This window comes from Rhodanobacter sp. FW102-FHT14D06, assembly GCF_043950705.1.
In the GTDB taxonomy this organism is placed as follows: domain Bacteria; phylum Pseudomonadota; class Gammaproteobacteria; order Xanthomonadales; family Rhodanobacteraceae; genus Rhodanobacter.
Genome location: NZ_CP170722.1, coordinates 2,704,989 through 2,720,142 on the forward strand (window position 1 = coordinate 2,704,989; position 15,154 = coordinate 2,720,142).

Sequence of the window (15,154 nt, forward strand, 5' to 3'; positions counted from 1 at the left end):
GGGGGTTCGCGGATTGGGGAGGAAGGTGCTGATCAGTGCGGGGTGGCGTCGTGCGGGATCACGGCGGCCTCGAGCAGCCAGCGTTCGAGGATCACTGCCGCCGCCTCGGCGTCGATGGCGGCGCCTTCGCGGCGTCGCCGCAGGCCGGCGGCGCGTCCGGCGGCGAAACGTTCGGCAGCTTCGTGCGAGCTGTGGCGTTCGTCGACCAGCACCACCGGCAGGCGGTAGCGCTCGGTCAGCTTGCCGGCGAAGGCGCGTGCGCGCCGACTGGCGGGTTGTTCGGCGCCATCGAGGGTCAACGGCAGGCCGACCACCAGGGTGTCGGGCTGCCACTCGCGCTGCAGGGCGTCGAGCCGGTCCCAGTCGGGCCGATCGTCGCGGACGGCGACCACGGCGAGCGCGCGCGCGGTGGCGGTCAGGCGGTTGCCGATGGCCACGCCGGTGAGGCGACTGCCGACATCGAAGCCGAGCACACAGCTCATGCGTGGCCCGCGTAGCCGGACAACTGGCGCGGGTCCACCCCGACCAGGCCGGCGGCGGCGCTCCAGCGCTCCTCCAGCGGCGTGTCGAAGACGACCCGGCCGTTGGCTTCGGCGGTGAGCCAGGCGTTGGCCATCAGTTCCTGTTCCAGCTGGCCGGCATCCCAGCCGGCGTAGCCGAGCACCATGATGGCCTGGCGCGGGCCTTCGCCGGCGGCCATTGCCACCAGGATGTCACGCGAGGTCGTCACCGACCACTCGGCGTTGATGCGGTAGGTCGATTCCCAGTCGCCCGGTTCGTGATGCAGCACGAAGCCGCGCTCCTGCTGTACCGGGCCGCCGATCAGCACCGGTGCGTCAGCCAGGTCGGCGTCGGCGCATTCGAGTTTCATCTGCGCCAGCACGTCGCCGAAGCGGTATTCGGACAGCTGGTTCACCAGCAAGCCGACCGCGCCGTCCTCGTCGTGCTGGCACAGCAGCGCCACGCCGCGCGAGAACGGCGGCTCGGCCAGGCCCGGCATGGCGATCAGGAAGTGACCGGTGAGGGTCGCGGGTTGCATGGCAGCCATGGCGCCATTGTAGTCGCAGCCGAATCGCGGTGCTCCTAGCGCGTCTGCAGCACGTTGTTGGGCTGGAACTGCCAGGTGCGGGTGATGTTCAGCTCGTCGACGTGCTCGCCGGCCCGCGGTGCCGGCGGAAACGGTGCGGCCAGGCGCACGATGCGTTCGGCCGCGGCGTCGAGCACCGGCTGGCCGGAACTCTGGATCACGTCGATGCTCTTGATGCTGCCGTCGAGGTTGAGCACCACGGTGAGCAGCACGTTGCCGTGCAGGCCGCGGCGACGCGCCTCCTCGGGATAGTTCAGGTTGCCGACCCGCTCCACCCGATCCGACCATCCGCGCATGTAGGCGGCATAGGCGTATTCACGGGTGCTGGCGGTGAGGTATTTCACCTTCGGCCGCTTGGCGTAATCCACCTTCTTGCGGCGCAGTTCGGCGGCGAGCTGGGCGATCGCCTGCTGGCGCTTCAGTTCGGCCGCGGTGGGCGTGGCGTTTTGCGGGTCGACTTCGGTCTGCGCGGTATCGCTGGCGACGCTGAAATCGCTGCGGCCGCTGGTGGTGACCATGCGCGCGGGGGTGGCCGGGTGCGGCAGCGGCGTGGATTCCTGCACCGGTTGCGCCGCGACCCCGGGATCAGGTCGGGGCAACGCGCCGGAGAACAGCTGCGAGGGGCGCGCGGCACGGTCACTCTGGCCGCCGCCGCGGTTGTTGGCCTGGGCCAGGAAATCGGCCTTGTCCGGCGCCTCCTGGTTGGCCACGTTGACCAGCGCGACGTCGAGCGTGGGCAGGCTTGGATCAGGTTTGGCGAAGTGGAAGGTGATGCCCAGCAGCAGCACGCCGTGCAGCAGCAGCGAGAACAGCATGGTGGCGCCGATCGGCTCGGGTCGGGCGGTAACGGTTGCGGTTGCACTCACGCAGGACGATTTCCACTGGCGTGCCGCTCGATGACGTCGAACAGCTGGCCTGCAATGTTAAGCCCGAACTGTGCGTCGAGTTCACGTACGCAGGTCGGGGATGTGACGTTGATCTCGGTCAGGTAGTCGCCGATCACGTCCAGGCCGGTGAACAGCAGTCCGCGGCGACGCAGTTCCGGTGCCACCTGTGCCACGATCCAGCGGTCGCGGTCGGACAGCGGCACGCCCTCGCCGCGACCGCCGGCGGCGAGGTTGCCGCGAAAATCGCTGCCCTGCGGAATGCGCGCGAGCGCGTACGGCACCGGTTCGCCGTCCACGACGAGGATGCGCTTGTCGCCGGCGCTGATCTCCGGCAGGTATTTCTGGGCGATCGTCAGTTGCCGGTGCGCGCCATGGCCGTCGCCACCGAGCAGGGTTTCCAGCATCGAGTTCAGGTTGCTGTCGCCGTGGCGCACGCGGAAGATGCCGCGCCCGCCCATGCCGTCGAGCGGCTTGAGCACCACCTCGGCGTGTTCGGCGGCGAACCGGCGCAGTTCGGCCGGGTCGCGTGCCACCAGGGTGGGCGCGATGCACTGTGGAAACTCGAGCGCGAACAGCTTCTCGTTGCAGTCGCGCAGCGAACGCGGATCGTTCACCACCAGCACGCCGCCGCGCTGGGCCGCTTCCAGCACCATGGTGTCGTAGACGAACTGCGCGTCGACCGGCGGGTCCTTGCGCATCAGCACCATGTCCAGCTCGCGCAGGTCGTGCCAGCGCGGCTGGCCCAGCGTGTACCAGTCGCGCGGATCGTCGCGCACCTCAAGCGGGGCGCTGCGCACCCACGGCGCGCCGTCGCGCAGGGCGAGGTCGCCCTGTTCGAAATAATGCAGGGCGTGGCCGCGTCGGGCGGCCTCCAGCAGCATCGCCAGGGTGGTGTCCTTGGCCACTTTGATGGCGTCGATGGGGTCCATCAGGACGCCGACGGAGAAGGTCATGCGGGGTGCTCCGCGGATTGCCGGGTTTGTGCGGTCGCGCCGGCAGGGGCGCGACGACTGCCGGCTATACTAGCCGCGTCGTTCATGTTGTGCCGGTCGTGGTGCGCGCGGCATGAGGTGCCAATATGCGTCAATTAGTGCGATCGGCGGGCATCGCGTCGCGGCGGTCGCTTGACAGTTTCGACGGGCAGGCAGTAAACAGCAAAGCTTCGGGGATGCCGCCACGGTGCGGGTTTGCAGCAGCCGGATCACCGGGATTTCCACACGCGTACCATTGGGCACAACAGTTGCATGTCCTGATACTTGTCCTGAGCTCGTGGCGAGCCACAGGGGGGAGTGAGTGAATTTGAACGTGAGCGTTACCGATTTGGCGGGCCTCAAGGTCATGGTGATCGATGACTCCAAGACCATCCGCCGCACCGCCGAGACCCTGCTGAAGAAAGAGGGCTGCGAGGTGCTGACCGCGGTCGACGGGTTCGAGGCGCTGGCCAAGATTTCCGACCAGAAGCCGGCGATCATCTTCGTCGACATCATGATGCCCCGCCTCGACGGCTATCAGACCTGCGCCCTGATCAAGAACAACCCCGAGTTCCGCGCCACGCCCGTGATCATGCTCAGCTCCAAGGACGGACTCTTCGACAAGGCGCGCGGCCGCATCGTCGGCGCCGAACAATACCTGACCAAGCCGTTCACCCGTGACGAGCTGCTTGGCGCAATCCATCGACATGTCAGTACTGCAGCAAGTCACTGACTGCAGACCCTGAGGGGGAGCTGTGGCAAACATTCTCATCATCGACGACTCACCCACCGACGTACGCGTGTTCACCACGCTGCTGGAGCGGGCCGGGCACCACGTGGCAGCCGTGAGCACGGCCGAGGAGGGCATCGAGCGCGTGCGCGCCGAACAGCCTGACCTGGTCATCATGGACGTCATCATGCCCGGCATGAACGGCTTCCAGGCCACCCGTACGCTCACCCGCGACCCCAAAACCCAGCACGTGCCGGTGGTGATGATCACCACCAAGTCGATGGAAACCGATCGCGTCTGGGGCATGCGCCAGGGCGCGCGCGCCTTCATCACCAAGCCGGTGAACGAAAAAGACCTGCTGGCCTGCATCAACGATCTGCTGTCGAGCGGCTCATGAACCAGAGCGCCAACCGTACCCCGTTCGAGATTCTGGCGCGCTACGAGCGGCTGTCGCTGGCGCATGCCTCCGATACCCAGGACAAGTTCGAGGCACCGGGCCTGTGGCGCGGCATCGGTTTCCGGGTCGGTTCCAGGCTGCTGGTCAGCGGCATTGACGAGATCAACGAGCTGCTCGCCGTGCCGGTGCTGACTCCGGTGCCGGGCACCCAGCCATGGCTGCTCGGCGTGGCCAACGTGCGCGGCAACCTGGTGCCGGTGGTGGACATCGGGCGCTTCCTGTTCGGCGAACGCACCCAGCATTCCGATCGGAGCCGGTTGCTGGTGGTGCGCCAGGGCGGCGGCAGCGTCGCCTTGCTGGTGGACGAGGTGCTCGGCCAGCGCACGGTGGACGCGGAGCAGCGCCAGCAGGCGCAGGAAGAAGCCGATCCGCGGCTGGCGCGTTTCGTGGACAACCGGGTGGGCGAGCAGCAACTGGCGATTTTCAGCATGAACCGGCTCGTGCGTGCACCGGATTTCCGTCAGGCGGCTGCCTGACGACCGGGTGAAGCCGGCAGGGGATGCCGTGCGGTTGGAGCGGGGAGACCGGAAGGCCGGCACCCGCTTCGGGGCAGCGCGGCAGGGGCCGGTGCGTATGGGCGGCACATATCAGTTAGACCGATGAGGTGAACATGAGTACTACAGGGGGCGTCAGCCGGGAACGCGGATATACCGCACTCATTGTCCTGCTGCTGATCGCGATCGGTTTCGCGGCACTCGACTTCTTCATGCTCAACCAGAAGAACGGCGAGGATCGCCAGGCGGTCGCGCTGACCACGCAGATCCAGGTGCTGTCGCAGCAGACGGCGAAGTTCGCGCTGGAATCCGCCGACGGCAACGTGGACTCCTTCAAGGAACTCGAGTCCACCCGCAATGCCATCGACTCGGCGGTCAAGCGACTGGACAAGGGTGACCCCGACAGCGGTATGCAAGCCTATGCCGACGGCAACAAGTCGCCGGCTGGCCGTGCCGTGACCGCGCTGGACGCGGCCTGGGCGCAGCTCGACGCCGATATCGGCAAGATCCTTTCGAACAAGGCGGTGGTGCTCGACTCGGGCCAGCGCGCGGCGACGATTTCGCAGCAGATGCCGCTGCTCAACTCCAGCATGGAGCAGGTGGTCAACATCCTGCAGCAGCGCAACGGCAGTTCCGAACAGATGCTCGGTACCTCGCGCCAGATGCTGTCCGCCGACCGCATCATCCGCCGCGTGCAGGAGGTGCTGCAGGGTGGCGACAACGCCCAGTCCGCGGCCGACGGTCTGTCGCGCGACGCGCAGTTGTACGGCAGCGTGCTCAAGGGCCTGATCGAGGGCAACCCGGACAGCGGCGTGCGGCCGATCTCCGACGCCAATGCGCGCAAGATCCTTACCGAGATGGACGCCAGTTGGACGAAGCTGGCCGACCCGGTGGCCAAGCTGTCCGCCGCTGCCGCCAACATCGCCGACGTGAAGCGCGCCGGCAACCAGGCCTCGCTGGATTCGCAGACCGTCCTGCTGCGCGCCAACGACCTGTCCGACCAGATCGGCAAGCTGCCGCTGCGCCGGTTGTTCCCGAACGTGTGGTGGGGCCTGTTCGGCGCCATCGCCGCGGTCGCCTTCGCCCTGCTGCTGGTCATCGCCCTGGTCACCGACCAGCGCAAGCGTTTCGCCCAGAGTACCGAGCTGAACCAGCGCAACCAGGAGGCGATCATGCGCCTGCTGGACGAGATGGGTTCGCTGGCCGAAGGCGACCTGACCGTGAAGACCACGGTGTCGGAGGACATCACCGGCGCGATCGCCGACTCGGTGAACTACGCCATCGACGAGCTGCGATCGCTGGTGACCACCATCAACGAGACTTCCGAGCAGGTGTCGTCCTCGGCGCAGGAAACCCAGACCACCGCCCGCCACCTGGCCAACGCGGCCGAGCAGCAGGCGCAGCAGATCACCTCGGCGACCTCGGCGATCAACCAGATCGTGAGCTCGATGGACGTGGTGTCCAAGGATTCCGCCGAATCCGCCGACGTGGCCGAGCGTTCGGTGAAGATCGCCTCGCGCGGCGCCGAGGTGGTGCGCGAGACGATCTCCGGCATGGACTCCATCCGCGACCAGATCCAGGAGACCTCCAAGCGCATCAAGCGCCTGGGCGAATCCTCGCAGGAGATCGGCTCGATCGTGGAACTGATCAATGACATCGCCGAGCAGACCAACATCCTGGCCTTGAACGCGGCCATCCAGGCGGCCTCGGCCGGCGAGGCGGGTCGCGGTTTCGCGGTCGTGGCGGACGAAGTGCAGCGACTGGCCGAACGCTCCACCAGCGCGACCAAGCGCATCGAGACGCTGGTGCAGACGATTCAGTCCGATACCAACGAAGCGGTGAACTCGATGGAGCAGACCACCGCCGAGGTGGTCGCCGGTGCGCGACTGGCCGAGGACGCCGGCAGCGCGCTGGGCGACATCGAGCGCGTCTCGCACGATCTGTCCGCGCTGATTCAGAACATCTCCACCGCGGCGCGCGAGCAGTCCGCGGCGGCAACCGATATCTCGGTGTCGATGAACGCGATCCAGGAAATTACCTCGCAGACCTCGCAGGGCGCGAGCCAGACGGCCGACTCGATCGGTACCCTGGCGCAACTGGCAAGCGACCTGCGGCGTTCCGTGGCCCACTTCAAGCTGCCGGGATGATTTTGCTCGACGTGGGCAGCAGCCGGATGAATACACGCACAGTACGGGGGGCAGTCTCGCTGGTTTCGCAATGCCCGCATGGCGTGACCGCTGAGAGAGGCGCATGAGACTTCAAGACCACATCGATTTCACCACGCTGCAGTGGGTCAAGCCGGAACTCGACGACACCTTGTCGATCGCCCGCGAGGCACTGGAGTCGTACGTCGACAATCCGGGGAAGCGCGATTTCATGCGCACCTGCACGGATCATCTGCATCAGGTGCACGGCACGCTGAAGATGGTCGAGCTGTACGGCGCGGCGGCGGTCACCGCGGAGATGGAGGCCCTGGTCGGCGCGCTGTTGAACGACCAGGTGCTCCAGCGCGAGGAAGCCTACGCCGCCCTGATGCGTGGCCTGATGCAGCTGCCGGACTACCTGGAACGGCTGTCCAGCGGCCATCGCGACGTGCCGGTGGTGCTGCTGCCGCTGCTGAACGATCTGCGTGCCACCCGCGGGCTGGAGCCGCTGCCCGAGTCGTCGATGTTCCATCCGAACCTCGACGCCTTCCTGCCGGAGCAGGCTCCGGCGGCGATGAGCGAGGCTTATGCCGCGGCGCACCGCGTGGAGCTGGCCGGTTTGCGCCTGCGTTTCCAGCAGCAGTTGCTGGCGTGGTTCCGCGGCCAGGATGCGGCCCAGCAACTGGTCGCCATGCGCAAGACCCTGCTGGCGATCACTGCGCGTTGTTATCACGTGCATGGCCGGCGCCTGTGGTGGATCGCCGCCGGGGTGCTGGAAGGTCTCGAACAAGGCATGCTCAAGGGGCACGCCCCCGAAGTGCGCCAGCTGATCGGCAAGGTGGATCGCAACATCCGCCTGCTGATCGAACATGGCGAGAACAGCCTGCGCGCGAGCGATGCCGACGAGGTGGCCTGCAAGCTGCTCTACATCGTGGCCCAGGCCAAGCAGCGCAGCCCGCACATGGAGCTGTTGCGCAGCACCTACGCGCTGGACAGCCTGCTGCCCGATGCCGGTGAACTGGAACACGCCCGCGGCTCGATGGCCGGGCACAACCGCGCCCTGCTCGATTCGGTGTCGCGCGCGCTCAAGGACGACCTGCTGCGCGTCAAGGAAGCGCTGGACCTGTTCCTGCGCGAGCAGGACGGCGATCCGGCCCAGCTTGCCGCCCAGGGCGAAGTGCTCGAACGGGTCGGCGACACGCTGGGCATGCTGGCGCTGGCGGTGCCGCGCCGCGTGGTCGGCGAGCAGCGCCGCGTGCTCGACGAAATCGCCAACCGCCTGCGTCCTGCCGACGAGGAAACGCTGCTGGATGTCGCCGGCGCGCTGCTCTACGTGGAGGCGTCGCTGGACGACCACATCGAGAGCCTCGGCTCCGAAGGCGAACCTGCCGCTGCCGCCGACCCCACGCAGGGGCTGCCGCGCAGCGAAGCGCTCGGCGTGGTCTCCACCCTGATGCAGGAAGCGATCGGCAACACCGGCAAGGTGAAGGACGCGATCGTTGCCTTCGTGGAGTCGGGCTGGCAGCACGATCGCCTGGCCGGTGCGCCGCCGTTGATGGACGAGGTGGCCGGCGCCATGCGCATGCTGTCCTCGCCGCGCCCGGCCGAACTGGCCCAGGGCGTGGGCCGGTTCATCGACTACGAATTGCTGCAGGACCGTCGCGTGCCCAGCGGTGCGCAGATGGATCACCTGGCCGACGCGCTGGCCGCGCTGGAGTACTACCTGGAGGCGGCGCGCGAGCACCGTGGCGGCCTCGAACACATCCTCGACGTGGCCGAGCACAGCCTGGCCCAGCTTGGCTACTGGCCGGTCCCGGCGCAGCGCGCGGCCGTGGAGGAGCCCGCGCCGGTTGCCGAGGCACCGGCTTCCGCGTCGCTGGAAGCCGAGCAGCACCCCGACCTCTCCGAGTCCGTCAGCCTGCTGCCCGGCGCCGATCTCGGCAGCCTGTTCGTCGGCGACGCGCAGGCTTCGCCCGAACCCACGCATGACCTCGACGGGCTGCGACTGGCGGAGACCGGCGCACCGGCGAGCCCGGCCAGCGCCGTCGGCGAGGACTGGGTCGAGATCGAGGAGCAGGTCACCGAACAGGTGCCCGTCGCCGATCCGCTGGCGGCAAACACCCGCTTCAACGCCGATGCCGAAGGCATCGACGACGACATCCGCGACATCTTCCTGGAGGAAATGCAGGAGGAGATCGACAACCTCGCGGTGGCCCAGAAGGATTGGCTGGCCGACCCGGCGCAGACGCCGGCGCTGGTCGGCATCCGCCGCTCGTTCCACACCCTGAAGGGCTCCGGCCGCCTGGTCGGCGCCGGCGTGCTGGGCGAGTTCGCGTGGAAGGTGGAGGACATGCTCAACCGCGTCCTCGACCATACGATCGAGCCGGACCAGAACGTGCAGGACGTGGTCCGCCACGCCATCGACGCGCTGCCGCAACTGCTGGCTGCGCTCAAGGGCGAGGGCGATCCGCAGGTGCCGCTCAGCGCGATCATGCAGGCCGCCGAGCGGCTGGCCGCGGGCCAGCCGGCACGAGTGGAAGACTTCATGCAGCGCGGTACCGAAACGGTCACCCGCACGGTGGTCCGCCGCGTGCCGCGCGCCACCGTCGACGCGGCCGACGTGCCGCGGGCCAGCCTTACCGATGCCGACGTGGCAAGCGCGGCCGCCGCCGAGCCCGTGCCGGCCGAGCCGGAACCGCTGGTGGACATGCCGGCGATGCCGCCGATCGATCCGGTGCTGCTGGAGATCCTGCGCAGCGAAGTTGCCCAGTACCTGCAGACCATCCGCACCGCGATCCAGCGCAGCGAAGGCGCGTTGCCGGTCAGCGAGGAGCTGCTGCGGGCCGTGCACACCTTGCACGGCGCGATCGCGATGGTCGACATCCCGCTGCTGACACAGTTGCTGTCGCCGCTGGAAGGCCTGTTCAAGCGCCTGCGCGCATCCGGCCAGCCGCTGCCCGCGTCGGGCGTGCGCCTGCTCGGCCAGGCGGCCGACGTGGTCGACCAGGTAATGGCCCAGTTCGACGCCCCGGCGTTGCCGTTGCCCAACGTCGACGCGCTCACCGCGCAGATCACCGAGATGCGCGACGACTACCCCGAGTCGCAAGTCGCGCATGTGATATTCGAGCCGCAAGCGGGCGATGACGCGGTGGACGAGCCGGCCATCGAGGCCGACACCGCCCGCGAGTCGACTCCGACCCTCGCCGAGCCGTCCGCGCCGGAAGGCGTCGATGCGGAAACCGGTCACGACGAGCACATGGATGCCGCTGCCGAGATGACCGCTGCGCTGCGCGCCTTCGAGCCCGACGCGGCCATCGCCGCGGCCAACGCCGCCGCCGAAGCTGCTCGCCAGGCCGCTGCCGAGCAAGCCGCAGCCGAGCAAGCTGCGCAGGAGGAGGCCGCACGCGAGCGGGCGGCTGCCGAACAAGCTGCTGCGGAACAAGCCGCGGCAGAGCAGGCGGAACAACTGGCGGCGGCGCAGGCCGCCGCGGAACAGGCGGCAGCCGAACAAGCTGCGGCCGAGCAGGCTGCCAAGCAGGCCGCCGCCGAGCAGGCCGCCGCCAGGGCCGCCGCGACTCGGGTGGAACCGGCCCCCGCGTTCGTGCTGCCCGACGGTAGCCGCATCGACGCCGACCTGCTCGAAGTGTTCATCGACGAGGCGCGCGAGATTCTCGACAGCGCCGACGGCGTGCTCGCCAAGTGGCACGCCGATCCCGCCGATACGTCCTGCGTCGGCGAACTGCAGCGCGACCTGCACACGCTCAAGGGCGGTGCGCGCATCGCAGGCCTGGTGTCGGTGGGCGACCTCGCCCACGCGATCGAGACGGTGCTGGAAAAACCCATCCGCGACGCCGACAAGACCGGCACGCTGATCAGTGCGCTCGAGGCGAGCTTCGACCAGCTCAACACGATGGTCCAGCGCGTGTCGCAGGGCCACATGCCGGAGTATCCGCAGGCCGCGATCGACCACCTGCTGCAGCTTGCCGGCGCCACCGCGCTGGTCGGCGAGGCCGAACCCGCGACGGACGCGTCGCACGCGCCGGTGGAGGAGGCGCCGCAACCCGTCGCCCATGAGGACGAGCACAGCCTGCCCGAGCTGCTGCCCGAGACGGCGCGCGAGACGCACTCGCCGCAGGAGCAGATCCGCGTCCGCGCCGACCTGCTGGACAACCTGGTCAACCATGCCGGCGAAGTGGCGATCTACCGCTCGCGACTGGAACAGCAGGTGGCCGGCTACCGCTTCAACCTGGTCGAGCTGGAACAGACCGTGGCACGCCTGCGCAGCCAGCTGCGCATGCTGGAAATCGAGACCGAGGCGCAGATCATCGCGCGCTTCCAGCGCGAGCATCGCGAGGCGGGCCTGACCGCGTTCGATCCGCTCGAGCTCGATCGCTACTCGCAACTGCAGCAGTACTCGCGAGCGCTGGCCGAGTCGGTGTCCGATCTGGTGTCCATCCAGAACATGCTGGATGAGCTGACCCGCCAGGCCGAAACCTTGCTGATCCAGCAGTCGCGGGTCAGCACCGAACTGCAGGACGGCCTGCTGCGCACGCGCATGCTGCCGTTCGACACGATGGTGCCCAATCTGCGCCGCACCCTGCGCCAGGCCGCGCAGGAAGAGCACAAGCAGGCCCAGCTCTACGTCGACGGCGCGCACGGCGAAATGGACCGCAACCTGCTCGACCGCATCAAGGCACCGTTCGAGCACATGCTGCGCAACGCCATCGCGCACGGCATCGAGAGTCCGGCCGAGCGGCGCAAGCTGGGCAAGCCGGCCGAGGGCGCGGTGCGCATCAAGGTGGCCCGCGAGGCGACCGAGGTGGTGGTGCGGGTCAGCGACGACGGTCGCGGCCTCAATCGCGAGGCTATCCGCAAGCGCGGCATCGAGCGCGGCATGCTGCGTCCGGAAACGCGGCCTACCGACAATCAGCTGCTGTCGCTGATCACCCAGCCCGGCTTCTCCACCGCCAGTCAGGTCACCCAGCTGGCCGGTCGCGGCGTCGGCATGGACGTGGTCGCCAACGAGATCAAGCAGCTCGGCGGTTCGCTGTCGATCGAGTCGGAGGAAGGCCAGGGCACCACCTTCGTGCTGCGCCTGCCGTTCACCCTCGCCGTCACCCAGGCCATCCTGGTGCGCATCGGCGAGGCCACGTTCGCCATCCCGATGACCTCGGTACAGGGCGTGGCGCGAGTCAACCCGGAAGACCTGGCCGCACTGCTGGCCACCGACGAGCCCTCGTTCCAGTACGGCAACGAGGACTACGGCGTCCACGACCTGGCCGAGCTGCTCGGCCTGCCGCCCGGCCTCGCCACCGAGGACGAACAGCAGCCGCTGCTGCTGACCCGCGCGGGCGACCTGCGCGCGGCCATCCGCATCGACGCCGTGCTCGGTTCGCGCGAGATCGTGGTCAAGTCGGTCGGCCCGCAGATCAGCTCGGTGCCGGGCCTGCTCGGCGCCACCATCATGGGCGATGGTTCGGTGCTGATCATTCTCGACCTGGCGCCGCTCGTACGTCACGGCATGATCCGCCGCGAGCAGCGGCTGGCCGAAGGCCTCAGCGCGGTCAAGGCGCCGGTCATCGAGGAGGTGCTGGTACGTCCGCTGGTGATGGTGGTCGACGACTCGATCACCATGCGCAAGGTCACGGGTCGCGTGCTGGAACGCCACGAGTACGAGGTCAGCACCGCCAAGGACGGTGTCGACGCGCTGGAGAAACTGCACGAACGCGTACCCGACCTGATGCTGCTGGACATCGAGATGCCGCGCATGGACGGCTACGAGCTGGCCACTCACATGAAGGCCGACCCGCGGTTGCGCGACGTGCCGATCATCATGATCACCTCGCGCAGCGGCGACAAGCACCGCCAGCGCGCGTTCGACATCGGCGTGGATCGATACCTCGGAAAGCCCTACCAGGAGGCGGAACTGCTGCTGCAGATCGCCGAGGTGCTGGAGCAACGTGCCGCGGAGCCGATTCATGACTGATACGCCACCCGCGGTCGCGCTGCTGTTCGACGACAGCGAACTCGGTGGGCATTTGCGCGATGCGCTGCACGAGCGCGGCGCGCGGATCGTCCACGAGGGCGGCGTGGCCGGGCTGAACCGCGAACTGCTGCAGCAGGTGGGCGCGGACGTACTGGTGATCAACCTGGACGACGACGCCGACGATGCGCTCGACCAGTTGTACGACATCATCGACGGCGACCGGCCGCGGGTGGTGTTCAACGATGCCCAGGCCAGCCGCGCGCTGTCCGGCTGGGATCGTGCGCGCTGGGCGCGCCACCTGGCGGTGAAAGTGCTGGCGATGGGCGACATCGACCCGCCGCGGCCCGAGGATGCGCGCGAGGTGCAGGTCGCGCCTGCGGTGGTCGCACCGGTTGTGCCGGTGGTGACGGAGGCCCTTGGTCGCGACGCGGTCGACGAGTCCGCGATCTTCGCCACGCCGGCAGAAGACGATCTGGCAGCGCCGATCGCGCAGGACGCGGCGACGCCGGTGACGGCAGACGAGCCGCCGCCGGACCTGCCCGCCGACGAGCCGCTGCAGACCGCGGCCAGCGAAGACGACGCTCCCGGCGCTGCGTTCGATGCGCACGCCGGCATTCCGTTCGATGACGAGATCGAGCCGGCGACCGACCCCGGCATCACCGCCGAATCGGATGACCTGGCTGCCGAACTCGAGGCGCTGCTCGCCTCCGGCGAATTGCCGGACGAAGAGGACGAGCAGACGGACGGCGCGGGCTTGCGCTTCACCGGCGACGAAGAACTGCCGCCGTTGCACGACGGCGACTTCGGCGTGGTGGAACTGGCCGATTCCGACGACGACGGCATCGCACTGGACGAAAGCGCGCCGTCACCCGCGGTCGATGAGCTGGACTTTTCGGCGCTGGATGCTCCGGACCTGACCGCCGAGGCGATGGACGCCGCCGCGTCGGTCGTGCCCGCCGCACCCGAGACGCCGGTACGCGCGCCGGACAACTGGGCCTTGCTCGACGAGGAGGCGCCGGTCGAATCAAATGACAAGCCCGACGCCGCCGCGTTCGGCATCGAGAAACTCAGCGCCGCGGAATTCCTGGCGCCCGACGTGGAGCCGGTCGCCGCCGATCTGCAGCCGACCATGAGCCTGGAACTGGTCTCGATGGAAGAGGCGATTGCGCCGCAGGCTTTCGTGCCGGATCACGAGATGGTGCTGGACGAACTCGGCTCGGCGCTGAGCCGGATCGTGTTGCTCGGCGCGGCGGTCGATGGCGTCGACTCGGTGTGCGAGTTCATGCGCAGCTTGCCCGCCAGCACTCGCCTGACGTTCCTGCTGACCCAGCACCTGGGCAGCCACACCGAGCAGGAAATGCTCGCGCGGCTCGCCGAAAAGAGCCCGCTGCCGGTACGCGTGGCCGAAGCCGGCCGTCGCGTCGGCATGGGCGAGGTGCTGATGGTGCCCGCCGGCCAACAGGTTCGCCTGCGTCGCGACGGCAGCGTGGAGCTGCTTGCCGACGCCGCGCCGGAACCGTCGATCGACGCCAGCCTGAGCATGGCCGCGAACGGCTTCGGCCGCGATGCGGTGGCGATCGTCTTTGCCGGGCGCGGCAACGACGCGATCGCCGGCTCGCAGGCGATCCATGATCGAGGCGGCCAGGTCTGGGTCGAATCGTCGTCCGGGGATCATTTCGCCGACATGGTCAGCGGGATCTTCGCCGAGCGACTGGTCAGTTTCTCCGGTACGCCGTCCGAACTGGCGGCGCACCTGATCGAGGTGTTTCCATGAGTGATCCGTTGCCGCGTGAAATCCGCTGCGTGCTGGTGCCGGTCGGCGAAGCGCGCATGCTGCTGCCCAATGCCACGATCGCGGAGGTGGTGACGTACAGCGCGCCCGAGCCGGTCGAGGGCGCGCCGCACTGGCTGCTTGGCCGCATCGCCTGGCGTGGCTGGCGCGTGCCGCTGGTGTCGTTCACGCAGCTCGCCGGCACCGCCGAGGGCGACAGCGAGCTGGTGGTGCGCGTGGCCGTGCTCAAGGCGCTGGGCGGCGATCCGCGCCTGCCGTTCATCGCGGTGCAGACCCAGGGTTTCCCGCGCCTGACCACACTCAATGCCGAGCTGATCATCCCCACCCACGACGGCAAGGGCTTGCCCGACGGCGTGCGCGCGCACGTGCTGGTACGCGACGACGTGGCGATGATCCCCGATCTGGAGTGGATCGAGGCGCATCTGCTCGACCTGCTCGATGCCGGCCAGGATGACGCTGCCGCCGGCGAGATGCCGCCGGATGCACCCGGCGCGGCCGACATCCTGCACTGAGCCCACGGTATCGGCGCGACTGCGCGTCGGTGGCGGGCCGTGTACATCCCGGCCCGCAACATCCGGATGGCGAAATTTGACGCGTTGTGCACCT

General features: G+C 68.6%; 11 protein-coding genes. 7 read left to right on the top strand and 4 right to left on the bottom strand.

Annotated elements, in window-relative coordinates; translation table 11 throughout:
- Positions 1-32 precede the first annotated feature (32 nt).
- The 4 genes from ruvX to gshB are packed head-to-tail and all read right to left on the bottom strand — an operon-like array spanning position 33 to position 2,927.
- Entirely contained in the window at positions 33-482 is a 450-nt protein-coding gene (ruvX, locus tag ACFCQI_RS12080; RefSeq protein WP_395117001.1) for a Holliday junction resolvase RuvX, read from the bottom strand.
- The gene (locus ACFCQI_RS12085; protein ID WP_395117003.1) at positions 479-1,048 is read right to left on the bottom strand and encodes a YqgE/AlgH family protein; all 570 of its coding nucleotides are present in this window, start codon (positions 1,046-1,048) and stop codon (positions 479-481) included. Before ACFCQI_RS12085 ends, ruvX begins: the two co-directional genes overlap by 4 nt.
- Positions 1,049-1,083: 35 nt before the next feature.
- Positions 1,084-1,953 (bottom strand): energy transducer TonB, encoded by an 870-nt coding sequence (locus ACFCQI_RS12090; RefSeq protein ID WP_395117005.1) that lies wholly within the window; start codon positions 1,951-1,953, stop codon positions 1,084-1,086.
- A complete protein-coding gene (gshB, locus tag ACFCQI_RS12095) occupies positions 1,950-2,927 on the bottom strand; it encodes a glutathione synthase (RefSeq protein ID WP_395117007.1) in 978 nt (325 codons plus the stop codon). The genes ACFCQI_RS12090 and gshB overlap by 4 nt, the downstream gene beginning before the upstream one ends.
- Positions 2,928-3,312: 385 nt before the next feature.
- Between gshB and pilG the strand changes: the two genes are divergently transcribed.
- The 7 genes from pilG to ACFCQI_RS12130 all read left to right on the top strand — a co-directional run bounded on the left by pilG (position 3,313) and on the right by ACFCQI_RS12130 (position 15,060).
- The gene (pilG, locus tag ACFCQI_RS12100) at positions 3,313-3,678 is read left to right on the top strand and encodes a twitching motility response regulator PilG (RefSeq protein ID WP_395121350.1); all 366 of its coding nucleotides are present in this window, start codon (positions 3,313-3,315) and stop codon (positions 3,676-3,678) included.
- Positions 3,679-3,700: 22 nt separating this feature from the next.
- Entirely contained in the window at positions 3,701-4,072 is a 372-nt protein-coding gene (locus ACFCQI_RS12105; RefSeq protein ID WP_395117009.1) for a response regulator, read from the top strand.
- Entirely contained in the window at positions 4,069-4,608 is a 540-nt protein-coding gene (locus ACFCQI_RS12110) for a chemotaxis protein CheW (protein WP_395117011.1), read from the top strand. Before ACFCQI_RS12105 ends, ACFCQI_RS12110 begins: the two co-directional genes overlap by 4 nt.
- Before the next feature lie 134 nt (positions 4,609-4,742).
- Positions 4,743-6,773: a methyl-accepting chemotaxis protein gene (locus ACFCQI_RS12115; protein WP_395117013.1), complete on the top strand. Its 2,031-nt coding sequence runs from the start codon at positions 4,743-4,745 to the stop codon at positions 6,771-6,773.
- A gap of 103 nt (positions 6,774-6,876) precedes the next feature.
- On the top strand, positions 6,877-12,756 hold the full coding sequence (locus tag ACFCQI_RS12120; RefSeq protein ID WP_395117015.1) for an Hpt domain-containing protein: 5,880 nt from the start codon (positions 6,877-6,879) through the stop codon (positions 12,754-12,756).
- Positions 12,749-14,530, top strand: a complete 1,782-nt coding sequence (locus ACFCQI_RS12125) for a chemotaxis protein CheB (protein WP_395117017.1) — start codon at positions 12,749-12,751, stop codon at positions 14,528-14,530. The genes ACFCQI_RS12120 and ACFCQI_RS12125 overlap by 8 nt, the downstream gene beginning before the upstream one ends.
- Positions 14,527-15,060: a chemotaxis protein CheW gene (locus tag ACFCQI_RS12130; RefSeq protein ID WP_395117019.1), complete on the top strand. Its 534-nt coding sequence runs from the start codon at positions 14,527-14,529 to the stop codon at positions 15,058-15,060. The genes ACFCQI_RS12125 and ACFCQI_RS12130 overlap by 4 nt, the downstream gene beginning before the upstream one ends.
- Positions 15,061-15,154 lie beyond the last annotated feature (94 nt).

Bases quoted from the DNA above. Each gene is read 5' to 3' on its own strand.
- ACFCQI_RS12085 (WP_395117003.1), bottom strand. From the start codon at position 1,048: ATGGCTGCCATGCAACCCGCGACCCTCACCGGTCACTTCCTGATCGCC.
- pilG (WP_395121350.1), top strand. From the start codon at position 3,313: ATGGTGATCGATGACTCCAAGACCATCCGCCGCACCGCCGAGACCCTG.
- ACFCQI_RS12130 (WP_395117019.1), top strand. From the start codon at position 14,527: ATGAGTGATCCGTTGCCGCGTGAAATCCGCTGCGTGCTGGTGCCGGTC.
- ruvX (WP_395117001.1), bottom strand. From the start codon at position 482: ATGAGCTGTGTGCTCGGCTTCGATGTCGGCAGTCGCCTCACCGGCGTG.
- ACFCQI_RS12115 (WP_395117013.1), top strand. From the start codon at position 4,743: ATGAGTACTACAGGGGGCGTCAGCCGGGAACGCGGATATACCGCACTC.
- ACFCQI_RS12125 (WP_395117017.1), top strand. From the start codon at position 12,749: ATGACTGATACGCCACCCGCGGTCGCGCTGCTGTTCGACGACAGCGAA.
- ACFCQI_RS12120 (WP_395117015.1), top strand. From the start codon at position 6,877: ATGAGACTTCAAGACCACATCGATTTCACCACGCTGCAGTGGGTCAAG.
- ACFCQI_RS12110 (WP_395117011.1), top strand. From the start codon at position 4,069: ATGAACCAGAGCGCCAACCGTACCCCGTTCGAGATTCTGGCGCGCTAC.
- gshB (WP_395117007.1), bottom strand. From the start codon at position 2,927: ATGACCTTCTCCGTCGGCGTCCTGATGGACCCCATCGACGCCATCAAA.